The 22,488-nt window shown below is 42.6% G+C and carries 24 protein-coding genes; 17 read left to right on the forward strand and 7 right to left on the reverse strand.

The annotated features are described in order from the left end of the window. The first annotated feature begins 245 nt into the window (after positions 1 to 245). The 10 genes from glyQ to LJF29_RS02620 all read left to right on the forward strand — a co-directional run bounded on the left by glyQ (position 246) and on the right by LJF29_RS02620 (position 11,399). Positions 246 to 1,133: a glycine--tRNA ligase subunit alpha gene (glyQ, locus tag LJF29_RS02575; RefSeq protein ID WP_010334976.1), complete on the forward strand. Its 888-nt coding sequence runs from the start codon at positions 246 to 248 to the stop codon at positions 1,131 to 1,133. Next, on the forward strand, positions 1,126 to 3,165 hold the full coding sequence (glyS, locus tag LJF29_RS02580) for a glycine--tRNA ligase subunit beta (protein WP_229146825.1): 2,040 nt from the start codon (positions 1,126 to 1,128) through the stop codon (positions 3,163 to 3,165). Before glyQ ends, glyS begins: the two co-directional genes overlap by 8 nt. A 134-nt stretch (positions 3,166 to 3,299) precedes the next feature. Continuing rightward, on the forward strand, positions 3,300 to 3,938 hold the full coding sequence (gene ccpN, locus LJF29_RS02585; RefSeq protein WP_024122084.1) for a transcriptional regulator CcpN: 639 nt from the start codon (positions 3,300 to 3,302) through the stop codon (positions 3,936 to 3,938). A gap of 25 nt (positions 3,939 to 3,963) precedes the next feature. Continuing rightward, on the forward strand, positions 3,964 to 4,776 hold the full coding sequence (locus tag LJF29_RS02590; protein ID WP_003237056.1) for a pyruvate, water dikinase regulatory protein: 813 nt from the start codon (positions 3,964 to 3,966) through the stop codon (positions 4,774 to 4,776). A gap of 253 nt (positions 4,777 to 5,029) precedes the next feature. Then, positions 5,030 to 5,524, forward strand: a complete 495-nt coding sequence (locus LJF29_RS02595; protein WP_168748261.1) for a YaiI/YqxD family protein — start codon at positions 5,030 to 5,032, stop codon at positions 5,522 to 5,524. Positions 5,525 to 5,557: 33 nt separating this feature from the next. Continuing rightward, entirely contained in the window at positions 5,558 to 7,369 is a 1,812-nt protein-coding gene (dnaG, locus tag LJF29_RS02600; protein ID WP_229146830.1) for a DNA primase, read from the forward strand. Between the two features lie 199 nt (positions 7,370 to 7,568). Next, the gene (gene rpoD, locus LJF29_RS02605) at positions 7,569 to 8,684 is read left to right on the forward strand and encodes an RNA polymerase sigma factor RpoD (RefSeq protein ID WP_003226225.1); all 1,116 of its coding nucleotides are present in this window, start codon (positions 7,569 to 7,571) and stop codon (positions 8,682 to 8,684) included. Between the two features lie 328 nt (positions 8,685 to 9,012). Continuing rightward, positions 9,013 to 9,375 carry a cytochrome c550 gene (gene cccA, locus LJF29_RS02610; RefSeq protein WP_010334972.1) on the forward strand — a complete coding sequence of 121 codons (363 nt, stop codon included), beginning with the start codon at positions 9,013 to 9,015 and terminating at the stop codon, positions 9,373 to 9,375. Positions 9,376 to 9,616: 241 nt separating this feature from the next. Continuing rightward, positions 9,617 to 10,285 (forward strand): tRNA (adenine(22)-N(1))-methyltransferase TrmK, encoded by a 669-nt coding sequence (gene trmK, locus LJF29_RS02615; RefSeq protein ID WP_229147569.1) that lies wholly within the window; start codon positions 9,617 to 9,619, stop codon positions 10,283 to 10,285. Next, positions 10,278 to 11,399 carry a Nif3-like dinuclear metal center hexameric protein gene (locus LJF29_RS02620; protein WP_229146835.1) on the forward strand — a complete coding sequence of 374 codons (1,122 nt, stop codon included), beginning with the start codon at positions 10,278 to 10,280 and terminating at the stop codon, positions 11,397 to 11,399. Before trmK ends, LJF29_RS02620 begins: the two co-directional genes overlap by 8 nt. A gap of 23 nt (positions 11,400 to 11,422) precedes the next feature. On the opposite strand, the gene LJF29_RS02625 is transcribed toward LJF29_RS02620, so the two are convergent. Both LJF29_RS02625 and LJF29_RS02630 read right to left on the reverse strand, forming a co-directional pair. Further along, positions 11,423 to 12,367 carry a 4-hydroxy-3-methylbut-2-enyl diphosphate reductase gene (locus LJF29_RS02625; protein WP_010334969.1) on the reverse strand — a complete coding sequence of 315 codons (945 nt, stop codon included), beginning with the start codon at positions 12,365 to 12,367 and terminating at the stop codon, positions 11,423 to 11,425. Positions 12,368 to 12,490: 123 nt separating this feature from the next. Continuing rightward, a complete protein-coding gene (locus LJF29_RS02630; protein ID WP_229146836.1) occupies positions 12,491 to 13,201 on the reverse strand; it encodes a YqfQ family protein in 711 nt (236 codons plus the stop codon). 168 nt (positions 13,202 to 13,369) lie between these two features. On the opposite strand from LJF29_RS02630, the gene cshB reads away from it, so the two are divergent. Both cshB and LJF29_RS02640 read left to right on the forward strand, forming a co-directional pair. Continuing rightward, on the forward strand, positions 13,370 to 14,686 hold the full coding sequence (gene cshB, locus LJF29_RS02635) for a DEAD-box ATP-dependent RNA helicase CshB (RefSeq protein WP_229146838.1): 1,317 nt from the start codon (positions 13,370 to 13,372) through the stop codon (positions 14,684 to 14,686). 9 nt (positions 14,687 to 14,695) lie between these two features. After that, complete coding sequence (locus LJF29_RS02640) at positions 14,696 to 15,589, forward strand: deoxyribonuclease IV (protein ID WP_024122077.1); 894 nt, start codon at positions 14,696 to 14,698, stop codon at positions 15,587 to 15,589. Positions 15,590 to 15,620: 31 nt separating this feature from the next. On the opposite strand, the gene LJF29_RS02645 is transcribed toward LJF29_RS02640, so the two are convergent. Next, a complete protein-coding gene (locus LJF29_RS02645; RefSeq protein WP_168748255.1) occupies positions 15,621 to 15,875 on the reverse strand; it encodes a DUF2624 domain-containing protein in 255 nt (84 codons plus the stop codon). A 116-nt stretch (positions 15,876 to 15,991) separates the two neighbouring features. Between LJF29_RS02645 and LJF29_RS02650 the strand changes: the two genes are divergently transcribed. Both LJF29_RS02650 and LJF29_RS02655 read left to right on the forward strand, forming a co-directional pair. After that, entirely contained in the window at positions 15,992 to 16,873 is an 882-nt protein-coding gene (locus LJF29_RS02650) for a YitT family protein (protein ID WP_010334965.1), read from the forward strand. A 141-nt stretch (positions 16,874 to 17,014) separates the two neighbouring features. Further along, complete coding sequence (locus LJF29_RS02655; protein ID WP_010334964.1) at positions 17,015 to 17,452, forward strand: Fur family transcriptional regulator; 438 nt, start codon at positions 17,015 to 17,017, stop codon at positions 17,450 to 17,452. A 43-nt stretch (positions 17,453 to 17,495) separates the two neighbouring features. On the opposite strand, the gene LJF29_RS02660 is transcribed toward LJF29_RS02655, so the two are convergent. Then, on the reverse strand, positions 17,496 to 18,077 hold the full coding sequence (locus LJF29_RS02660) for a hypothetical protein (RefSeq protein WP_229146839.1): 582 nt from the start codon (positions 18,075 to 18,077) through the stop codon (positions 17,496 to 17,498). Between the two features lie 131 nt (positions 18,078 to 18,208). On the opposite strand from LJF29_RS02660, the gene LJF29_RS02665 reads away from it, so the two are divergent. Then, positions 18,209 to 18,598 carry a DUF308 domain-containing protein gene (locus tag LJF29_RS02665; protein ID WP_081720839.1) on the forward strand — a complete coding sequence of 130 codons (390 nt, stop codon included), beginning with the start codon at positions 18,209 to 18,211 and terminating at the stop codon, positions 18,596 to 18,598. A 25-nt stretch (positions 18,599 to 18,623) separates the two neighbouring features. Here the strand turns inward: LJF29_RS02665 and ispG are convergent, their stop codons facing one another. The 3 genes from ispG to LJF29_RS02680 form a co-directional block, all read right to left on the reverse strand. Next, positions 18,624 to 19,742 carry a flavodoxin-dependent (E)-4-hydroxy-3-methylbut-2-enyl-diphosphate synthase gene (gene ispG, locus LJF29_RS02670; RefSeq protein ID WP_229147570.1) on the reverse strand — a complete coding sequence of 373 codons (1,119 nt, stop codon included), beginning with the start codon at positions 19,740 to 19,742 and terminating at the stop codon, positions 18,624 to 18,626. A 137-nt stretch (positions 19,743 to 19,879) separates the two neighbouring features. Continuing rightward, positions 19,880 to 20,179 (reverse strand): LysM peptidoglycan-binding domain-containing protein, encoded by a 300-nt coding sequence (locus LJF29_RS02675; protein WP_229146840.1) that lies wholly within the window; start codon positions 20,177 to 20,179, stop codon positions 19,880 to 19,882. 97 nt (positions 20,180 to 20,276) lie between these two features. Then, complete coding sequence (locus LJF29_RS02680) at positions 20,277 to 21,038, reverse strand: DUF1189 domain-containing protein (RefSeq protein WP_229146841.1); 762 nt, start codon at positions 21,036 to 21,038, stop codon at positions 20,277 to 20,279. 129 nt (positions 21,039 to 21,167) lie between these two features. Between LJF29_RS02680 and LJF29_RS02685 the strand changes: the two genes are divergently transcribed. After that, positions 21,168 to 21,650 (forward strand): DUF456 domain-containing protein, encoded by a 483-nt coding sequence (locus tag LJF29_RS02685; protein WP_229146842.1) that lies wholly within the window; start codon positions 21,168 to 21,170, stop codon positions 21,648 to 21,650. A gap of 177 nt (positions 21,651 to 21,827) precedes the next feature. Continuing rightward, on the forward strand, positions 21,828 to 22,436 hold the full coding sequence (sodA, locus tag LJF29_RS02690; RefSeq protein ID WP_010334952.1) for a superoxide dismutase SodA: 609 nt from the start codon (positions 21,828 to 21,830) through the stop codon (positions 22,434 to 22,436). The last annotated feature ends 52 nt before the right edge of the window (positions 22,437 to 22,488 follow it).

Raw genomic sequence — 22,488 nt, forward strand, 5'->3', positions numbered from 1 at the left:
AGAGAAAGAAGTACTTGCGTATACCTCATAAAAGCGACCTTAGGACGGTGTAAGCTAAGGATGAGCACGCAACGAAAGGCATTCTTGAGCAATTTTAAAAAAGAGGCTGGGATTTTGTTCTCAGCAACTAGGGTGGAACCGCGGGAGAACTCTCGTCCCTATGTTTGCGGCTGGCAAGCATAGAGACGGGAGTTTTTTGGTTGCTGCCGCAGCAATTTTATGAAAGAAAAGTGGAGGTGCTTGAAATGAATATTCAAGACATGATTCTAACCCTGCAGAAGCATTGGTCCAATGAAGGCTGTGTGCTCATGCAGGCATACGATGTAGAAAAAGGGGCCGGCACGATGAGCCCGTATACATTTTTGCGCAGTATCGGTCCTGAGCCGTGGAAAGTGGCTTACGTTGAGCCGTCAAGACGCCCAGCTGACGGCCGATATGGAGAAAACCCGAACAGACTTTATCAGCATCATCAATTCCAGGTCATCATTAAACCGTCACCTGATAACATTCAAGAGCTGTATTTAGACTCTTTGCGCGCTCTCGGAATTGATCCGCTTGAGCATGACATCCGTTTCGTAGAAGACAACTGGGAAAATCCGTCTTTAGGCTGTGCGGGTCTTGGCTGGGAAGTGTGGCTTGACGGAATGGAAATTACACAATTCACGTATTTCCAGCAGGTTGGAGGACTCGAGTGTAAACCTGTTTCCGTTGAAATTACATACGGAATTGAGCGTCTGGCCTCTTATATTCAAGATAAAGAAAATGTATTTGATCTTGAGTGGACGTCAGGGTTTACCGTGAAAGATTTATTTATGATGGCTGAGTACGAGCATTCCGTTTATACATTTGAAACATCTGATGTTGATATGCTGTTCCAATTATTCAGCACGTATGAAAAAGAAGCGATCAAGCAAATGGATAACGGTCTTGTGCATCCTGCATATGACTACGTGCTTAAATGCTCGCACACATTCAACCTTCTTGATGCCAAAGGGGCAATCTCTGTTACAGAGCGGACAGGCTATATCGGAAGAGTGCGGAATTTAGCAAGAAAAGTCGCAAAAACCTATTATGAGGAACGAGAAAAACTAGGGTTCCCAATGCTTAAAGGGGAGGGTTCTTCTCATGAGTAAACAGGATTTACTTTTAGAGATCGGATTAGAGGAAATGCCGGCGCGCTTTTTGAATGAAAGCATGGTTCAGCTTGGCGAAAAGCTGACAGGCTGGCTTGCAGAAAAAAATATCGCACACGGTGAAGTGAAGCTTTTTAATACACCGAGACGCCTTGCTGTTTTCGTAAAGGGTGTAGCAGAAAAGCAGGATGATATAAAAGAAGAAGCAAAAGGGCCTGCAAAAAAAATCGCCCTTGATGCTGACGGCAACTGGACAAAAGCGGCGATTGGGTTTTCAAAAGGGCAAGGTGCCAGCGTGGAAGACTTGTACATGAAAGAAATAAAAGGCACAGAATATGTTTTTGTGCAAAAATTCCAAGCAGGCCAAGAAACCAAAACACTTCTGCCTGAACTGAACAGCTTAATTACAAGCCTTCATTTCCCGAAAAACATGAGATGGGGAAATGAAGATCTGCGTTATATCCGTCCGATTAAATGGATTGTCGCTTTATTTGGCCAGGATGTCATTCCGTTTGCAATCACAAATGTTGAGTCAGGCCGGACGACACAGGGGCACCGTTTCCTGGGTCATGAAGTGTCTATTGAATCGCCTTCAAGTTATGAAGAACAGCTGAAAGAGCAGCATGTGATTGCTGATCCAAATGTTCGCAAACAGATGATTCAATCGCAGCTGGAAGCAATGGCCGAAGAAAACAAATGGAGTATTCCGGTTGACGAGGACCTCCTTGATGAAGTCAATCATTTAGTAGAGTATCCGACGGCTCTTTACGGCTCATTTGAATCTGAGTTCCTGTCCATTCCTGAGGAAGTGCTTGTAACGACAATGAAAGAGCATCAGCGCTATTTCCCTGTTAAAGACAAGAACGGAGATTTGCTTCCTTACTTTATCACAGTCCGTAACGGAAACAGCCACGCAATCGAAAATGTCGCGCGAGGCAATGAGAAAGTGCTGCGTGCACGTTTATCCGATGCTTCCTTCTTCTACAAGGAAGATCAGAAGCTGAACATTGATGAAAATGTGAAGAAGCTTGAAAACATTGTGTTCCATGAAGAGCTTGGCTCTCTCGCTGATAAGGTAAGAAGAGTAACAGCGATCGCAGAGAAGCTTGCTGTCCGTCTTCAAGGTGATGAAGATACATTAAAACACGTGAAACGTGCTGCTGAAATTTCTAAGTTCGACCTTGTGACACATATGATATATGAGTTCCCTGAGCTTCAAGGAATTATGGGTGAAAAGTATGCGAGAATGCTTGGCGAACATGATGCTGTAGCTGTGGCTGTCAACGAACACTATATGCCTAGATCCGCAGGCGGAGAAACACCATCCACTTTCACTGGGGCAGTCGTGGCAATGGCGGATAAGCTGGATACAATCGCATCCTTCTTCTCTATTGGCGTCATTCCGACTGGTTCACAGGATCCTTACGGCTTGCGCCGCCAAGCGAGCGGTATTGTTGCGATTCTGCTTGACCGGAACTGGGGCATTTCGTTTGAAGAGCTGCTGACTTTCGTACAAACGGAAAAAGAAACCGAACTGTTAGATTTCTTCACTCAGCGTCTAAAATACGTCTTAAATGCGGAGCAGATCAGACATGATGTAATAGATGCCGTGCTGGAAAGCTCTGAGCTTGAACCGTATTCAGCACTCCACAAAGCGCAAGTGCTGGAGCAAAAACTGGGTGCCCCGGGCTTTAAAGAAACAGCTGAAGCTTTAGGCCGAGTGATCTCTATCAGCAAAAAAGGAGTTCGCGGGGATATTCAGCCTGAATTGTTCGAAAATGAATACGAAGCGAAGCTGTACGAAGCTTATCAAACTGCTAAACAAAATCTGCAGGAAAGCTTCAGCAAAAAAGATTATGAGGCGGCACTTTCTTCACTTGCAGCCTTGAAGGAACCGATCGATGCTTATTTCGACCATACGATGGTTATTGCTGATAACGAGGCATTAAAGGCAAACCGATTAGCGCAAATGGTAAACTTGGCGGATCAGATCAAGTCCTTTGCTAATATGAATGCCCTTATTGTAAAATAAAGAGAGAAAAGGCGGTTGCTGTGTGATCGGTAATCGTCTTTTCCCCATTTGAACGTTTTTTTGTTTGATTACAGAGCATTTACGTTATAATATGGTTTATTATTCTCTTTACATAGATATGAAGTGAAAAGGTGGTGAGTACGATCGAACTAAATAAACGGCAAGAACATATTTTGCAGATTGTAAAAGAAAACGGACCGATTACAGGGGAGCATATTGCCGAACAGCTGAATTTAACGAGAGCAACACTGCGTCCTGATTTAGCCATACTCACCATGTCAGGTTTCCTTGAGGCGCGCCCGAGAGTCGGTTATTTCTATACTGGAAAAACCGGTACGCAGCTGCTGGCAGATAAACTGAAAAAGCTTCAGGTGAAAGACTTTCAATCTATCCCCGTCGTTATTCACGAAAACGTTTCTGTATATGATGCGATTTGCACCATGTTTTTAGAAGATGTAGGTACTCTGTTTGTAGTGGACCGTGATGCTGTTTTAGTCGGAGTGCTTTCACGAAAGGATTTACTACGAGCCAGCATCGGCCAGCAGGAGCTTACTTCTGTCCCTGTGCACATTATAATGACTAGAATGCCGAATATTACCGTGTGCAGACGCGAGGATTATGTGATGGACATTGCAAAGCACTTAATTGAAAAACAAATTGATGCGCTGCCTGTCATCAAAGATACCGATAAAGGATATGAAGTGATCGGCAGAGTGACGAAAACGAATATGACCAAAATACTTGTCAGTTTATCAGAAAATGAAATCCTATAAGAGCGCAGACTAACGGGGGGATAATATGAATAACCGCATCATCTATGTCGTATCGGATTCCGTCGGTGAAACGGCTGAATTGGTAGTCAAAGCTGCATTAAGCCAATTTAACGGATCAGCAGACGATACACATGTAAGAAGAATTCCTTATGTTGAAGACATTGGCACTATCAATGAAGTGATTTCGCTTGCAAAAGCAGATGGAGGCATTATCTGTTTTACACTTGTGGTGCCGGAAATAAGAGAATATTTGATTGCCGAAGCGGAAAAAGCAAATGTCTTATATTATGATATTATCGGCCCGTTAATTGATAAAATGGAAACAGCCTACGGTTTAACGGCGAAGTATGAACCGGGACGGGTCCGCCAGCTTGATGAAGATTATTTCAAAAAGGTCGAAGCGATTGAGTTTGCTGTTAAATATGATGATGGGCGTGACCCACGAGGCATTTTAAAAGCTGATATCGTTTTGATCGGTGTATCGAGAACCTCTAAAACACCGTTATCTCAATATCTTGCCCACAAGCGGCTGAAGGTTGCGAATGTCCCGATTGTTCCGGAGGTTGACCCGCCGGAAGAGCTCTTTAATGTTGACCCGAAAAAATGCATCGGCCTGAAGATCAGTCCGGATAAACTAAATCATATCAGAAAAGAACGGTTAAAATCACTTGGCCTCAATGACAAGGCCATTTATGCAAATATCAACAGAATTAAAGAGGAATTGGAATATTTCGAAAAGATCGTGGATCGAATCGGCTGCCAGGTTGTAGATGTTTCAAATAAAGCAGTAGAAGAAACAGCAAATATTATCCATCATCTCAAAACGAAAAACATGTAACTCAGGACGCTCTATCCTGGGTTTTTGACTTTGCCAAAAGGGAATAATGAAAAACAATAGCATCTTTGTGAAGTTTGTATTATAATAAAAAATTGTGATAAAATGATTAATTTTAGGTTTAAGGTTCGTGTGATACGAATAAACTATTATGGGTAAGATGTCAAGAATTTCTCCCGGAAATTTTTCGACAAATTCAAATACACCCGCATTTTTGCAGGGTGTGCGATTTTGCTTGCTTTTATGCAGGAGTTTAATGGAGGGATGGAGAATTACTCTTCTTAATGAAAAAGAAAAGACGATTTTTGTCGATGCTGATGCTTGTCCCGTAAAAGACGAAATTTTACAAACAGCATCCGATTATGAAGTTCAAGTTCTTTTTGTCGCTTCATTTGAACATTACCAGCTTTCCAGAAGTCAGGAAGAAAAATGGAAGTATGTTGATCCTCATAAAGAAGCTGCTGATTTATATATCGCAAATCATGTAAAACCGGGAGATGTCGTGGTGACGCAGGATATTGGTTTAGCGTCCCTGCTTCTGAACAGGAACGTCACTGTCATGTCGGAGAGAGGACGTCTTTACAAGGAAGATACGATTGATTTTGCCCTTGAAGGCCGTCATGTTTCCGGCAAACAAAGGAGAAAAGGCATTTATGCCAAAGGGCCTAAAAAATTGAATCATGAAGATCGAGAACGATTTGTTACGCTGCTGCAAAAAATCCTGTCGAACGATGAAGGGATTTTGCACTAAAACATCGAATAATGTACGACGGAGTGTTATAAGATGGGAAATCGGATACCAGATGAAATTGTAGACAAGGTGCAAAAGTCGGCAGATATCGTTGAAGTCATAGGTGATTATGTTCAATTAAAGAAGCAAGGCCGAAACTACTTTGGACTCTGTCCTTTTCATGGAGAAAGCACACCTTCGTTTTCCGTATCGCCAGACAAACAGATTTTTCATTGCTTCGGCTGCGGAGCGGGTGGCAATGTCTTCTCCTTTTTGAGGCAGATGGAGGGTTATTCGTTTGCTGAATCGGTTTCCCACCTTGCGGACAAATACCACATTGATTTTCCAGATGATATAACGGTTCACACCGCAGTCCGGCCAGAATCCACCGGAGAACAAAAAATGGCGGAGGCTCATGAGCTTCTGAAGAAATTTTACCATCATTTGTTAATAAATACAAAAGAAGGCCAGGATGCGCTGGATTATTTGCTTGCAAGAGGGTTTACGAAAGAGCTGATTGATGAATTTCAGATTGGCTATGCACTTGATTCTTGGGACTTCATAACGAAATTTCTCGCCAAGAGAGGCTTCAGTGAAACTCAAATGGAAAAAGCGGGGCTGCTCATTAGACGCGAAGACGGAAGCGGATATTTTGACCGTTTCAGAAACCGGATCATGTTTCCGATCCATGACCATCATGGAGCTGTTGTGGCTTTCTCAGGCCGAGCGCTTGGCAGCCAGCAGCCAAAATATATGAACAGCCCGGAAACGCCGCTTTTTCATAAAAGCAAGCTGCTTTATCATTTTCACAAGGCCCGCCTTCATATCAGAAAGCAGGAAAGAGCTGTCTTATTCGAGGGGTTCGCCGATGTCATATCAGCGGTAAACTCAGGCGTAAAAGAGAGTGTAGCGACGATGGGTACGTCTCTGACAGATGATCATGTAAAGATTCTGAGAAGAAACGTGGAGGAGATCATTCTTTGCTATGACTCTGATAAAGCCGGATATGAAGCCACCTTGAAAGCTGCAGAGCTTCTTCAGAAAAAAGATTGTAAAGTCAGAGTCGCTATGATCCCTGACGGATTGGACCCTGACGATTACATTAAACAGTACGGCGGAGAAAAATTCAAAAACGACATTGTCGATGCAAGCGTTACGGTGATGGCGTTTAAAATGCAATATTTCCGGAAAGGAAAGAACCTGTCCGATGAAGGCGATCGATTAGCCTACATTAAAGAAGTGCTTAAAGAAATCAGCGCGCTGTCAGGATCACTTGAACAGGAAGTCTACGTGAAACAGCTTGCTTCCGAATTTTCGATTTCCCAGGAGTCATTAACTGAGCAGCTGACTGTATTTGGCAGGCAAAACAAACCTGTTGACAGCAGCGGTGAAACGAAAACAAGAAGAGCGCATTTGACAACTAAGGCAAGGCAAAAACGGCTGCGCCCGGCGTATGAAAATGCAGAAAGGCTTTTACTGGCGCATATGCTTCGTGACAGGGGCGTCATAAAAAAAGTCATTGACCGGGTCGGGTTTGAATTTAATATTGATGAACACCGCGCTTTGGCCGCCTATCTGTACGCTTTATATGAAGAGGGTGCCGAGCTGACGCCTCAGCATCTTATGGCCAGGGTGACGGATGATCATATAAGTCAGGTATTGTCTGATATTTTAATGCTTCAGATTAATCAAGAACTCAGCGAGGCCGAGTTATCAGATTATGTGAAAAAAGTGTTGAATCACAGAAAATGGTCAATGATAAAAGAAAAAGAGGCGGAAAGAGCCGAAGCCGAAAGGCAAAAAGATTTTTTGAGAGCCGCATCTCTGGCTCAAGAAATCGTTACATTGAACCGATCTTTAAAATAACAGGGACAACTGATGAGGAGCTTTCATTGGCAATGATTCCTTGCGGAGGAGCAAATAGATCGCTTGACCTCATCATGAATTGTCATTTCATTATTCGCACATTGTTAAAGGCAGTTCACATAGAAAACGCCTGAATGGACCGAATAAGAATCATACCGCTTTTAGAATTCGTTGCAAGCTTTGGAAGGAGGGATCCATAATGGCTGATAAACAAACCCACGAAACAGAATTAACATTCGACCAAGTGAAAGAACAATTAACGGAGTCTGGTAAAAAACGTGGCGTTTTGACATATGAAGAAATTGCTGAGCGTATGTCCAGCTTTGAGATTGAGTCAGACCAAATGGATGAGTATTATGAATTTTTAGGTGAACAAGGTGTTGAATTAATTAGTGAGAATGAAGAAACAGAAGATCCTAATATTCAGCAGCTTGCCAAAGCCGAAGAAGAATTTGACCTTAATGACCTAAGTGTACCGCCTGGTGTCAAGATCAACGACCCAGTACGTATGTATTTAAAGGAAATCGGCCGGGTTAACCTTCTTTCTGCAAAGGAAGAAATCGCCTATGCGCAAAAAATTGAAGAAGGTGATGAAGAATCCAAACGCAGATTGGCTGAAGCGAACCTGCGGCTTGTTGTCAGCATCGCCAAACGGTACGTCGGACGCGGAATGCTGTTCCTTGATCTGATCCAAGAAGGTAACATGGGTCTGATGAAAGCCGTTGAGAAATTTGATTATCGTAAGGGTTATAAATTCAGTACGTATGCTACGTGGTGGATCAGACAGGCGATTACACGCGCCATTGCCGATCAGGCGAGAACGATCCGGATCCCCGTTCATATGGTTGAAACCATTAATAAATTAATCCGCGTACAGCGTCAGCTATTGCAAGACTTAGGCAGAGAGCCAACACCTGAAGAAATTGCGGAAGACATGGATCTAACACCTGAAAAAGTACGTGAAATCTTAAAAATAGCACAAGAGCCAGTGTCTCTTGAAACACCGATCGGTGAAGAGGATGATTCCCATCTTGGTGATTTCATCGAAGATCAAGAGGCTACTTCACCTTCAGATCATGCGGCATACGAGTTATTGAAAGAGCAGCTTGAAGACGTGCTTGATACGTTAACAGATCGTGAAGAAAATGTATTGCGGCTTCGATTTGGTCTTGATGACGGACGTACAAGAACATTGGAAGAGGTCGGCAAGGTATTTGGAGTTACGAGAGAGCGTATTCGACAAATCGAAGCGAAAGCGCTGCGGAAACTAAGACATCCTAGCAGAAGTAAACGTTTGAAAGATTTTCTAGAATAAGATGGAACGGGTCTTGCAGATCCGTTCTTCTTTTTTAAAAAAGATATATGGATAATATGTCTTTATTTTACTGAAAAATGATGTCATTTGCAAATGAACATTGCGATGAAAAATTTCAATATACCAATCCATATTTTCTATTGTAAGCGTATACAATACATTATACAATAGAATAAAAGGAATGTTAGAGAAATAGGCATGTTTTGATTTAATTTTGTATAAAGTGTGAATAAAAAACTTTTGTATGCCAATCCATTTACTTTTTGTAAAAATAAGTTAGAATTAGAAGTGTTTACATAGGGGGAAGGATCATAAAGGGGGAAGGGAAATGAAATGGAATCCGCTTATTCCATTTTTACTGATCGCTGTTTTAGGTATTGGTCTGACTTTCTTTTTATCAGTAAAGGGGCTTGATGACTCTCGCGAGATTGCGAGCGGAGGAGAAAGCAAGTCTGCTGAAAAAGATGATGCAAACGCTTCACCGGAAGACATTTACAAGGCAAATTGTATTACGTGTCACGGGGAAAATTATGAAGGAGTTTCTGGTCCGAGTTTAAAAGGTGTAGGGGATAAGAAGGATGTCGCTGAAATCAAAACAAAGATTGAAAAGGGCGGTAATGGAATGCCTTCCGGTCTTGTTCCGGCTGATAAGCTTGATGACATGGCAGAATGGGTGTCTAAAATTAAATAAAGGATGTATCTTTCTCCTTATACGTTCTCAGGCCGCCGAGATGTTCTCGACAGCCTTTTATTTTTGTCCTATTCCATACTGATTTTGTTCCTGCAAAGAAATAAACTGAAAATCATTCGCTCAGCTTGGATTCCGGGCTGATTTTTTATATGATAGAAAAGGAAAAAATGATTGAGAAAAGTTGTGATGACAAGTGAACGAATTAAAATTATCAAAACGATTACAAACAGTAGCGGAGTACATACCGGATGGAGCGGTAGTAGCGGATATTGGTTCTGACCATGCTTACCTTCCTTGTTATGCGGTGCTGAATCATAAAGCGAGCAAAGCTATTGCTGGAGAAATAACAGACGGTCCATTCTTGTCTGCCAAACGGCAGGTCGACAAATCGGGCTTAAGCGCACACATAACGGTAAGACAAGGAGACGGCCTTGAAGTGCTTCAGAAAGGTGAAGCTGACGCCATAACAATTGCCGGAATGGGCGGGTCACTGATCGCTCATATTTTAGAAGCAGGCAAAGAAAAACTGACAGGTAAAGAACGGCTTATTTTACAGCCGAATATTCATGCCGTTCATATTAGAGAATGGCTGTATAAAGAAGGGTACGCACTTATTGATGAAGTGATTCTTGAGGAAGACGGAAAGTGCTATGAGGTGCTTGTCGCCGAAGCGGGAGACAGAGATGCAGCTTATGCAGGAATTTCTTTGCCGGCAGGAATGCTCGTAGGCCCATTTTTGGCAAAAGAAATGAATGCTGTATTTTTGAAAAAATGGACACAAGAGCTCCAGCATACTCAAAACATATATGAACAGATCAGCCGTGCTGCGACATCTGAAGATAACAAAAAGAAATTGAACGAACTAACCGATCGAATGGAGCTATTAAAGGAGGTTATCGATCATGGCTAAAAAGGTAAACGGACAGCAAGTCATTCAGCTGTTTGAACAATTTTCTCCAAAAGCCTATGCAGTTGAGGGTGATAAAATCGGTCTGCAAATCGGCAGTTTAAATAAACCAGTTAAAAATGTGATGGTTACGCTGGATGTATTGGAAAGCGTCGTCGATGAAGCGATTGAAAAGGATGTTGATTTAATCATTGCACACCATCCTCCTATTTTCCGGCCGCTAAAGCATATTTCAACTGATCAGCCCGGCGGAAGGCTGATTGAAAAGTGTTTGAAGCATGACATCGCCGTGTATGCGGCTCATACTAACCTAGATGTTGCGGACGGCGGTGTAAACGATTTGCTTGCTGAGGCCTTGGAGCTGAGTGGAACTGAAGTATTGGTGCCTACTTATACTGACCCTCTCAAAAAACTCGTCGTATACGTGCCGAAAGAATATGAAGAACAGGTCAGAGGCGCTCTGGGAAATGCGGGGGCAGGCCATATCGGTGAGTACAGCCATTGTGCGTTTTCATCTGAGGGCATTGGCAGCTTTAAGCCATTGGACGGCGCACAGCCTTTTATCGGAGAGGTTGGAGAGCTTGAGCTCGTACATGAAGTCAGACTGGAGACTGTGTTTCCTCAAAGCATAGAAAAAGCCGTTATAAACGCAATGATAAAAAGCCATCCGTATGAAGAAGTCGCTTATGATATTTATCCTGTCGAGCAGTCACCAGCCGAAAAAGGGCTAGGCCGTGTCGGAACACTTAAAAATGAAATGACGCTTCAGGAATTTGCTTTGTTTGTAAAAGACAAGCTTCAAGTGAACGGCGTCAGAATGGTGGGACAGGCTGACAGCATGGTGAAGAAAGTAGCTGTTCTCGGAGGAGACGGGAACAAGTATATCCATCAGGCAAAACGGAAAGGCGCAGATGTTTACGTCACGGGCGATCTATATTTCCATGTTGCCCATGATGCGATGATGCTTGGTCTGAATGTTATTGATCCAGGCCATTACGCTGAAAAAATCATGAAAGAAGGCGTCGTAAAAAAACTGACGTCAATGTGTAAGGATAAAAAAGCAGACGTCAATATCTTTATTTCCGAAACGGATACAAATCCATTTACTTTTCTATAAAAAAAACTGAGGCTGTGAGGGCCTCAGTTTTTTGCTTTCACTTTTGGAAGGATTTTTTTGAGCGGAACATTGTGTTCGATTGTCCAAGTTGATGGGTCTTCATGATCGAACTGTTCTAAAAAGCGAATCACTTCTTTGGTGATCGGCGTCGGTGTTGAAGCTCCGGCAGTAACGGCGACGGTATTTACGCCTTTAAGCCATTCCAGTTTTAATTCGCTGAGATCGCCGATTCGGTACGCTTTTGTCCCGGCTATTTCCTCAGACACTTGGGCGAGCCGGTTTGAATTATTGCTTTTTGGGTCGCCGACAACGATCGTTAGGTCCGCTTTTTTCGCCTGCTCCGATACAGCCTCCTGCCGCACCTGAGTAGCCAGGCAAATCTCTTGGTGATATTCAACGTGAGGATATTTTTCCTTCACAAGCTCCATGATATCGTGAACATCCCATTGAGACATTGTCGTTTGGTTTGTTACAATCAATTTTTCAGCTTGGATATCGAGATTTTTGACATCTTCCGGTGTTTCAACCAAGTGAACGATATCAGGCGCAACGCCAACCGCTCCTTCCGGCTCCGGATGGCCTTTTTTGCCGACATAGATCACGTGATATCCTTTTTCTTTCATTTCTAAGATTAAGTTGTGGGTTTTCGTTACATCCGGGCATGTAGCGTCTATAGCGACTAATCCTTTTTCTTCGGCGATTCTTCTAACCTCGGGAGAAACGCCGTGCGCTGTGAAAATGACAGTTCCTTTTTCAACCTGCTTCAGGATGTCCAGTCGATTAGCGCCGTCCAATGTATAAATGCCATCTTCCTCAAACGCATCAGTGACGTGTTTATTATGAACAATCATCCCGAGTATATAAATGGGTCTTGGCAAGCTTTTATCCAGTGCCGCGTTTTTAGCGATTACCATAGCGTCAACAACACCATAGCAATAGCCGCGCGGCGAAATTTTAATTACGTCCATTTTCGGTTGTCCTCCAATACAGAAGTGAGTAAAGGCAATATAAAAAGCCGTAATCAAACGGCTCTAATCTTGCAATCTTCTGATCTCCATTATAGCCAATCTCACTCCAGATATCAAAGAATGTTAAATATATAATCTCGGCTTAGAACTGCCGGATGTTTTTTTCGAGGAAGGAGAGGGTGTTTCCTTTTTCTGTGAGACAGATGTTTTTGATTTTTGTTCCTTTAAGTCCGGTGCTGCTGTTTTTTTTGCAGATGATGGTCTGCTTGCTTTTGATTTTTCCTTTTCACCAGATTCGTTTGACGCAGCTTTCTTTTCTGTTTCTGTATTATCTTCTGATTCTGTCTTCGTTTCTTCTTCTTCAGTGCCCTCTGTATCATCGTTTTTGCTTAATTGACTGTAAAGCTTTATCATTGCCGGCAGGTTGCGGACTAAGGGTCCGTACTGCTGAATCATAGGGGTGACTTGCTGCGCCATGCCGAGCACTTTTTGCACATTGCCGAGCATACTGGATAACGATGCCGGGTTGGCGAGATTTTGAATGCCCTGCAGACCTGCTCCTCCGCCTGCGGCTGCTCCGGGCGCCCCTGTGCCTCCTGTGCCGGGTAAAAATTTGGACAGCATCCCTTTTAAGCCTGTGCCCGCCCCATTTCTTGCCCCGGCGTTTGGCTGAGGAAGAAATTGCTGCCCTGATTGCTGAAAACTTTGCTGCGGCGGACCAAATGAAGGTCTTCGCATTTCAGGCGCTGTTTTTCCCATCATGCGCTGGTTTTGCATAGGGCGGGGCGGACCGGGCTGCGGATAGTTTCTCATTGGCTGCTGCTGTGAAAACATACTTGTACCTCCTTTCAGCTCTCTCTGCTATTACAATATGCATGGGTTTCGGTATTTGCTTTCCTTATCTGAATAAAACAAACGCCTTCCAAACGTGGTGTTTTTAAGGGAAATCGGGTATAATGTGATGATGGACACATAATGTGCCGCTTTAAGGAGCTGGGAAAAATGAAAGAAACTAAATTTGATGTGTATGAATTGAAACCGTTTATTATAGATGCAGTACATCGCCTTGGTTTTTATGAACCGACTGATATTCAAAAAAGGCTGATTCCTGCTGTATTAAAAAAAGAAAGCGTCATCGGACAGTCTCAGACTGGAACCGGAAAGACTCACGCTTACTTACTTCCTTTGTTAAATAAAATTGATCCTGCTAAGGATGTCGTTCAGGTTGTCATCACGGCTCCTACGCGCGAGCTTGCCAACCAGATTTATCAGGAAGCGCTGAAAATCACTCAGGGTGCTGAAGGTGATTCGATCCGTTCCAAATGTTTTATCGGAGGCACAGATAAGCAGAAAGCCATTGATAAACTGAAAACGCAGCCGCATCTAGTCGTCGGAACGCCGAGACGGATTGCAGATTTAATCAAAGAACAGGCATTAAGTGTTCATAAAGCTGAGTCTCTTGTTATTGATGAAGCCGATTTAATGCTCGATATGGGGTTCCTTGCAGACGTTGATTACATTGGTTCACGTATGCCAGAGGATCTGCAGATGCTTGTGTTCTCTGCAACGATTCCGGAAAAGCTGAAACCGTTTTTGAAAAAATACATGGAAAACCCGAAATACGCCCACGTGGAGCCTAAACAGGTCACTGCTGCGAAAATTGAGCATATTCTTATTCCTTCAAAGCACCGTGATAAGGACAAGCTTCTTTTTGACATAATGTCTAATCTGACCCCTTACTTAGGTATTGTGTTTGCTAATACGAAAAACAATGCCGACCATATCGCCAAATATTTGATGGACAAAGGGATGAAAATCGGACTTCTGCACGGCGGCTTAACGCCTCGTGAGCGTAAAAAAGTCATGAAGCAGATTAATGATTTGGAATTCACTTATGTAATTGCAACTGACCTCGCCGCAAGAGGCATTGATATTAAAGGTGTCAGCCATGTCATCAACTATGAGCTGCCGGATGATCTTGATTTTTATGTTCACCGTGTGGGCAGAACAGCGCGCGCGGGTTATTCAGGACAGGCCATGACAATTTATGAGCTTTCTGATGAGGATGCATTGGTGAAGCTTGAGAAAATGGGCATTGAGTTTGATTACCTGGAGATTGAAAAAGGTGAATGGAAAAAAGGCGATGACCGTCAGCGCCGCCAAAAGCGTAAAAAGACGCCGAACGAAGCAGATGAAATCGCCCATCGTCTCGTGAAAAAGCCGAAGAAGGTTAAGCCCGGATATAAAAAGAAAATGAGCTACGAGATGGAGAAAATTAAGAAAAAACAGCGAAGAAATCAATCTAAAAAAAGAAAGTAGGGGAACCGGTTGTTGAGAATAGGTTCACACGTCTCTATGAGCGGAAAACATATGCTTCTAGCTGCGAGTCAGGAAGCAGTCTCTTACGGGGCGAACACATTTATGATTTATACAGGCGCGCCGCAAAATACGCGCCGAAAAAAAATTGAAGACTTAAATATAGAAGCCGGCCGCGCTCACATGCAGGAAAACGGCATCGACGAGATTATCGTACACGCGCCTTATATTATTAATATTGGCAATACGGTCAATCCGGCTACTTTTGAGCTTGGTGTTGATTTTCTCCGCTCTGAAATTGAGCGGACAGCTGCTATCGGCGCGAAGCAAATCGTCCTTCACCCGGGTGCTCATGTTGGCGCGGGAGCCGAGGAAGGCATTAAGAAAATTATTGAAGGCTTAAATGAAGTCATTGATCCGAATCAAAATGTGCAGATTGCATTAGAAACAATGGCTGGCAAAGGGTCTGAATGCGGCAGAAGCTTTGAAGAGCTTGCGCAAATTATTGATGGCGTTACACACAATGAGCATTTGTCTGTATGCTTTGATACATGCCATACACATGATGCCGGCTACAATATTGTCGAAGATTTTGACGGAGTGCTGAATGAGTTCGATAAAATTGTTGGTATTGACAGAATCAAAGTGCTCCATATCAATGACAGCAAAAATATTAAAGGCGCGAGAAAAGACCGTCATGAAAATATTGGCTTCGGGGAAATCGGGTTTGACGCATTGCAATATGTCGTTCATCATGAGCAGTTAAAAGACATTCCGAAAATCCTTGAAACGCCGTATGTCGGTGAAGATAAAAAGAACAAAAAACCGCCGTACCGTTTTGAGATTCAAATGCTGAAAGAAAAGCAATTTGACAACACATTACTCGAAAAGATTTTACAGCAATAAAAAAGCGGGGGATTCAATCCCCCGCTTTTTTTCAGCTTGAGAATTGCTTGAAAAGTTCATGAACGGTTTGGGCTGTTTCTTTTGAAGTAATGGATTCTACTTGTTTCAGCAGCCGCGTACGTTCCTGCTCATTAAAAATATTCACATTTTTCCCGTATAACAGGTTTGCTACTTCAATTGCTTGCGGTTTTGTCAGACTGATTCCGTATTGCTTGGAGTACTTCAATAAATCTTCAGCAGTGGCTTGATTGAGCCTCTGCAAAATAATTCTTTGAAATAATATCATCGAACATTCCACCTCTCAGACATAATGTATGGGCAAATCAATAAAATGTGTCAGCATTTCATGGTAAAATAGAGTCATAGTCTATTTAAAATAGTTATTGCAGGAAAGGAGATTTTATGACCCCAACAAAACAACACAAAAGAGAATCATTTACCCACTTTATATTCAGGGTCATCATGATTCTGATCGGAGCTGCGTCTGCGGCGGTGAGTATTGAATTATTTTTAGTCCCCAATGATTTTATTGATGGCGGCATTATCGGTGTATCACTTATTTTAGACCACCTCTTTATGTCAAACCCCTTTCTGAATTTCGCTGTTTTTGTTGTCATCTTAAACATTCCTTTTATGATCTTCGGATATAAATATATCGGTAAGACCTTCCTCGTTTCTACTGTTATCGGGATCGTCGGCCTTGCCTTAATCGAATCCTCGCTTCACCACGTAGAAGCCATTACGACACAGCCTATTCTGGCTACAGTATTCGGAGGTCTATTGCTCGGCTTTGGTGTGGGTCTGGTGATTCGTAACGGAGGTTCAATGGACGGCACAGAAATTCTTGGTATACTGTTAACGAAAAAATTGCCGTTTTCAGTTGGTGAATTTGTGATGCTTATCAATGTATTTATCTTTATTTGGGCCGGTTTTGTGTTCGGTCCCGAGCAAGCTATGTATTCTTTCATGACTTACTACATTGCCATGAAAACCATTGATGCGGTCATCCAAGGGCTTGATGAAACAAAAGCTGTGATTATTGTCTCGGACCAGTATGATGAGATTTCCGACGCAATATTACACCGTCTCGGACGCGGAACAACGAAGCTGAAGGGAAAAGGCGGCTATACTGACGAGGAAAAAGATGTGATTTATGCAGTTGTCACAAGGCTGGAAGTGACTAAGCTTAAATCCATTGTGTTTGAAGTCGATGATAATGCCTTTATTACCATTATGAATACTCATGAAACAAGAGGCGGCAAATTCAAAACCGCAATCCACTAGGCTTTCATTTACTTTTACTCATTTTATGGGTATAATTTTATCAGTAGTTAAGAAAATGGCTTGCTGGTCAGACAGCTGCCATTTTCTTTTTGATATTTAAGATACGTTCGTTCTTAAGCAAAGCGAAAAGGGGGGCCCTTCATGAACGTACAAGAAGCGCTGAACTTACTGAAAGAAAACGGATATAAATATACAAGCAAACGGGAAGATATGCTTCAGCTTTTTGCTGATTCGGACAGGTATCTGACCGCTAAAAATGTACTTTCTGCACTAAATGATGATTATCCCGGGTTAAGCTTTGATACGATTTACAGAAACCTATCTTTGTATGAAGAGCTAGGTATTTTGGAAACGACTGAACTTTCCGGTGAAAAGCTGTTCCGATTTAAATGCTCATTTACTCATCATCACCATCACTTTATTTGCCTGGCTTGCGGCAAAACAAAGGAGATTGAGTCTTGTCCGATGGATAAGCTCTATGATGACTTAGATGGCTATCAGATCAGCGGGCATAAATTTGAGATTTACGGGACATGCCCAAGCTGTGAACAGGAAAAGCAAGATCAACCCTCTGCATGAGAGTGAAAGGATAGAGAAAAAGGAGCCTGATCAGGCTCCTTTTTTAATTTTTCACACGTATGAAAGAATGTTTATTTTCATTTATCCATTGAACCGCTTCGAGCCAGTTGTTAACTCTAATGATGTTTGAATCAATCGGAAGCTGGTTATAAGGCGAATTGAATAAAATCACCGGTATACCAGCTTCTTTTGCAATCATCATTGCGTTTCCATGATGATCCTCAAAAAACAAGTCGATGTCATGTTTTTTGACCGCTTCGACTTTATGATGCCCGCCCACAAGCTCTATGTGGTCATAATGGAGATTTTGTCTGTCAAACCATTCGTACGTAATATCGCTTAAATGAGTCCTTCTCGCCGTAATATAAATCAGCCGGTGCTCCTCTTTGAGGAGGTCAAGGGACTGTTTTGCATGCTGCGCAAGAAGTGCTTCTTTATATATCGTCGCTTCATTTTGATTCATCCAATCCCAAAATTCGTCCTGTGTAATACGTAACAGTTTTGTTAAATCATAATCCGTCATATCGTTTAATGAAATGGAAATATTAAACGAGCGGTTTAAATAAGGGACGAATGTATCCTGAGCCGTGATTGTGCCGTCAATATCTATTCCTAAACGTAACATGCCCACACTCCTTCAGTTTCATCCTTTCAAGTGTAACATAAACAATTAGCATTACCAGAAAAGTTTAGCAAACATGAATCGGGAAAAATGGATCAAACTATAAAAGCTCCTTTATAAAACAGAAGGGGGAATTGAAGGTGGCAAACGATTACGAAAAACGTGATAACAACAGTTACTATGTAGATCATGGTTCTGAAGGAACAAATATTACCCGCGACAATGATGGTTTTTTTGAGGAAACAGCTGCTGAAATTGCAGAGCCTTTCCGTGCTTCTGACCGAAGCGATGACCAAGGGAATGACCGCAGCGGCAGCAATGTCAATGAAGGACGGGGAATAGGGTATATTGCTTTAGCCTTGTCCATTATTTCATTGTTTGTTCTTCCTGTTTTGTTGGGAGCTGCCGGTATTATTGTCGGCTATATCGCAAGAAGAAGAGGAGCCCAAAGCCTGGGCGCATGGGCTATGGGGATTGGTGTTGTCTCATTAGTGCTTGGAATATTTATTATTCCATTTTTCTAATACAAAAAAGCTTGACGGGTTCCCGTCAAGCTTTTTGTGTTTCTTCATTTAAGTTCGCTTTTTCAGCTTCAAGCTTAGCGTAGTGTTCTTCAGCAAGGATGTCGATTTCTTTTTTCAGTTCTTCAACCATTGTTTCTTCTGGAACCTTACGGACAATTTTACCTTTTCGGAACAGAAGGCCTTCGCCGCGTGCTCCAGCGATGCCGATATCAGCTTCTCTTGCTTCACCTGGGCCGTTTACCGCACATCCGAGAACGGCAACTTTAATCGGCGCTTTCACTTTAGAAATGTATTCTTCCACTTCGTTGGCGATGCTGATCAAATCAATCTCGATACGGCCGCAAGTCGGGCAAGAGATGAGGGTTGCAGCGTTAGAGGCCAAACCAAAGGATTTCAATAGCTCTCTCGCTACTTTAACCTCTTCAACCGGGTCTGCGCTTAATGAGATACGCAGGGTGTTACCGATGCCCTTGCTTAAAATCGCGCCAAGTCCTGCTGCGCTTTTTACTGTACCGGCAAACAGCGTTCCTGACTCGGTGATTCCGAGGTGAAGCGGGTAATCAAATGCTTTTGACGCTTTTTCGTAAGCCTCGATGGCAAGGTTTACGTCAGAAGCCTTCATGCTGACGATAATATCGTGAAAATCTAGATCTTCAAGAATCTTAATGTGATGAAGAGCACTTTCTACCATGCCGTCTGCTGTCGGATATCCGTATTTTTCTAAAATCCGTTTTTCCAATGAACCTGCGTTTACACCAATTCGGATTGGAATCCCTTTTTCTTTCGCCGCTTTAACGACCGCTTCGACTTTTTCACGGCGGCCGATGTTGCCTGGGTTGATTCGTATTTTATCTGCGCCGCCTTCAATGGCTTTTAACGCAAGCTTATAATCAAAATGAATGTCAACGACGAGCGGAATGGAGATGCGTTTTTTAATATCCGCAATGGCGTTTGCCGCCCGTTCATCCGGACAAGCCACCCGCACGATTTGGCATCCGGCTTCAGCCAGCCGGTTAATTTCCGCAACCGTTGCTTCTACATCATGTGTTTTGGTTGTTGTCATGCTTTGGATAACGACTTCATTGTTACCGCCTATTGTTAAAGGTCCCACTTTAACGGGACGCGTTTTTGTACGATGGGTGATTTCACTCACTTGTCAATCGCTCCTTAATTGTAGTTGCCGCTTCTAGATAGAATAAACCTAGTATGGTGTATGTCAATGTATTTTACAAATTATATTGTAACAGTGTATTCGCCGAACTGACAAGAAATTAACGTTAATTATGGGTAGACCGGGAATTTGTATGCTGTTCCTGCCTGAATCGTATTGGCTTTTACATTTGGGTTGAGCGCTTCAAAATCCTTTATAATATCGTCAGGGGAACTTGCAGTTCCGACAATTGACATGACCGTGTCACCCGATTTTACCGTTACCGTTTTATATGCTGTTTCCTGTACAGCTGTTTTTGCCGATGCTTTATAGACAGGGAGGTTCTGAATGGGGATCGTTCCAATTTTAAGATCATAAAAAAGGATAAAAAGGATAAAGAGAATGCCGAATACAAAAGTGAGACGTTTCATTGACTTTGCCTCCCACATACAACATTTTGATAACATTGTATGCTTGTCCGTGTTGATTCATGACAAAAGTAAAGAGACTGCAAAGGCAGTCTCCGGATTAAGCAGCAGCTTTTTTGGACGGGAGCTCTTTTAAAACGAGAAACAGGATGACAAAGTTAACAAACCAGTTGACTAAAAATTCACTTGGCACCGTTATTTCTAACGCACGCATAATCGTAAAAAATATCGTTGAAAGGGTGATGGAGTAAGCAGAAAGCTTCCATAGCTGCTGGTAGGACAGCTGCTTTTGCTGAGCGTTCTTTATGATTAGCCCGATAAGCGCCAAGAAAGATACCTCAATAAATTTTCCCGCCGCTGTCACGAGAAAAATGAGTACTGAAAGAACAGTCACAATCATCGCTTTATTTTGGTTCAACCCTGCAGTGATATCTTTTTTTGTTAAATCTGACGGCATCATTGAGTAAGCCATCTCTTGGGCCTGTCCGTCAATGGCCAAAACAAACTTATCCTGAAGTATACCTATTGCGTTTTGCTTTGCTTCGATTTGTTCTGTGCCATATGCATCTGTCGGATCAAACACAATGACAAAGCCGTTTGCCTTTGATTCTGTGGCTTTTTTTTCATCTGTTTGAAGTTTGCCGTTTGAAATTGTGAAATCAGGGAAATCTTTGTTTAAAACGGATTTAAAGCCGTTCATAGATTGGACGGTCCCTGAGCTTACATAATAAGCAGTGGGGATCGCAAAAAGGACAGAGAGCAAAAACACATAAAGAATCGCTTTTCCGATTCCTTGAAATCTTGTTTTTGCAATATCCCGTGGAGAGTATGTACTTTTGATGAAAAGCTGAAATACATTCACTGTCTTCACTTCCTAGCTATACAATATATGTTGCTTATTGTATCGCTGCCTGCGTTTGAATACAAGGAAGACCTGCATTGGCAGAAGTGTAAGATCAGAGATGTAAGCATATTGAGGAGGATGGATACTATGGATATTTTGTATTGGCTGTTGATCGCGGCACTATTTATCATTGCTTTTATCGGGCTTGTGTACCCTGTTATTCCAAGTGTTGTATTTATTGTAGCCGGTTTTGTATTATACGGATTTTTGTTTTCTTTCAGTCCGTATTCCTATATGTTCTGGCTGGTTGAAGCTGTATTCGCCGCAGTATTATTCGCTGCAGATTATGTTTCCAACCTGCTTGGTGTAAAAAGGTTCGGCGGAAGCAGAGCTGCTATTTGGGGGAGTACGATCGGTTTGTTAATCGGACCATTTGTGATTCCGGTTGCAGGAATCATATTAGGGCCGTTTATCGGGGCTGTTTGTGCAGAGCTTATCGTACATCAAAAAGATGTAAAATCAGCGTTTAAAATTGGGCTAGGCTCATTGATCGGCTTTTTAACGGGGGTCATTGCAAAGGGAATTATTCAGCTTCTAATGATCGGATATTTTTTATGGACTGTCCTGTAATAATGCCAGACAGGAGGTTTATGGGGGCAAAGTAACGGTTAAAGTGAAATATGTCTGCTGAAATAGCCAAATTGTGAGCTTTTTCATTGATTACATGGCGTTCTTTTGTTACATTGAATGAAGAAAGGCTCGCTGTAAAGCGGCATTTCAGTACATATATATTAAGGAGGAATTATCATGGCTTACGAACTTCCAGAACTACCTTATGCGTACGATGCTTTAGAACCGCATATCGACAAGGAAACTATGAATATTCACCATACGAAGCACCATAACACATACGTTACAAATTTAAACAAAGCGGTTGAAGGAAACACTGCTCTTGCAAACAAATCAGTTGAAGAGCTTGTTGCAGATTTAGATTCTGTTCCTGAAAACATCCGCACAGCAGTCCGCAACAATGGTGGCGGACATGCGAACCACAAATTATTCTGGACACTTTTATCTCCAAACGGCGGTGGCGAGCCAACTGGCGAGCTTGCTGAAGAGATCAACAGTGTATTTGGAAGCTTTGACAAATTCAAAGAACAATTCGCTGCAGCAGCAGCTGGACGTTTCGGTTCAGGCTGGGCATGGCTTGTTGTAAACAACGGCAAACTTGAAATCACAAGCACGCCAAACCAAGATTCTCCGCTTTCTGAAGGCAAAACGCCTATCCTAGGTCTTGATGTTTGGGAGCATGCTTACTACCTGAACTATCAAAACCGCCGTCCTGATTACATTTCAGCTTTCTGGAATGTGGTAAACTGGGACGAAGTTGCTCGTCTTTACAGCGAAGCAAAATAATAACGCAAAACAAGGTCCTCATAAAAGGGCCTTGTTTTTTTATGTCTTCTCT

This window comes from Bacillus sp. LBG-1-113 (assembly GCF_020708615.1).
Lineage (GTDB): Bacteria > Bacillota > Bacilli > Bacillales > Bacillaceae > Bacillus > Bacillus mojavensis.

Excerpts from the sequence above, each read along its gene's own strand:
- LJF29_RS02620 (WP_229146835.1), top strand. The coding sequence starts at position 10,278 with ATGGCTAAAAAGGTAAACGGACAGCAAGTCATTCAGCTGTTTGAACAA.
- cshB (WP_229146838.1), top strand. The coding sequence starts at position 13,370 with ATGAAAGAAACTAAATTTGATGTGTATGAATTGAAACCGTTTATTATA.
- rpoD (WP_003226225.1), top strand. The coding sequence starts at position 7,569 with ATGGCTGATAAACAAACCCACGAAACAGAATTAACATTCGACCAAGTG.
- LJF29_RS02685 (WP_229146842.1), top strand. The coding sequence starts at position 21,168 with ATGGATATTTTGTATTGGCTGTTGATCGCGGCACTATTTATCATTGCT.
- LJF29_RS02625 (WP_010334969.1), bottom strand. The coding sequence starts at position 12,367 with ATGGACGTAATTAAAATTTCGCCGCGCGGCTATTGCTATGGTGTTGTT.
- dnaG (WP_229146830.1), top strand. The coding sequence starts at position 5,558 with ATGGGAAATCGGATACCAGATGAAATTGTAGACAAGGTGCAAAAGTCG.
- LJF29_RS02595 (WP_168748261.1), top strand. The coding sequence starts at position 5,030 with ATGGAGGGATGGAGAATTACTCTTCTTAATGAAAAAGAAAAGACGATT.
- sodA (WP_010334952.1), top strand. The coding sequence starts at position 21,828 with ATGGCTTACGAACTTCCAGAACTACCTTATGCGTACGATGCTTTAGAA.
- cccA (WP_010334972.1), top strand. The coding sequence starts at position 9,013 with ATGAAATGGAATCCGCTTATTCCATTTTTACTGATCGCTGTTTTAGGT.
- LJF29_RS02645 (WP_168748255.1), bottom strand. The coding sequence starts at position 15,875 with ATGATATTATTTCAAAGAATTATTTTGCAGAGGCTCAATCAAGCCACT.
- LJF29_RS02675 (WP_229146840.1), bottom strand. The coding sequence starts at position 20,179 with ATGAAACGTCTCACTTTTGTATTCGGCATTCTCTTTATCCTTTTTATC.
- LJF29_RS02590 (WP_003237056.1), top strand. The coding sequence starts at position 3,964 with ATGAATAACCGCATCATCTATGTCGTATCGGATTCCGTCGGTGAAACG.
- LJF29_RS02660 (WP_229146839.1), bottom strand. The coding sequence starts at position 18,077 with ATGTTACGTTTAGGAATAGATATTGACGGCACAATCACGGCTCAGGAT.
- LJF29_RS02655 (WP_010334964.1), top strand. The coding sequence starts at position 17,015 with ATGAACGTACAAGAAGCGCTGAACTTACTGAAAGAAAACGGATATAAA.
- glyS (WP_229146825.1), top strand. The coding sequence starts at position 1,126 with ATGAGTAAACAGGATTTACTTTTAGAGATCGGATTAGAGGAAATGCCG.
- glyQ (WP_010334976.1), top strand. The coding sequence starts at position 246 with ATGAATATTCAAGACATGATTCTAACCCTGCAGAAGCATTGGTCCAAT.
- LJF29_RS02630 (WP_229146836.1), bottom strand. The coding sequence starts at position 13,201 with ATGTTTTCACAGCAGCAGCCAATGAGAAACTATCCGCAGCCCGGTCCG.
- LJF29_RS02650 (WP_010334965.1), top strand. The coding sequence starts at position 15,992 with ATGACCCCAACAAAACAACACAAAAGAGAATCATTTACCCACTTTATA.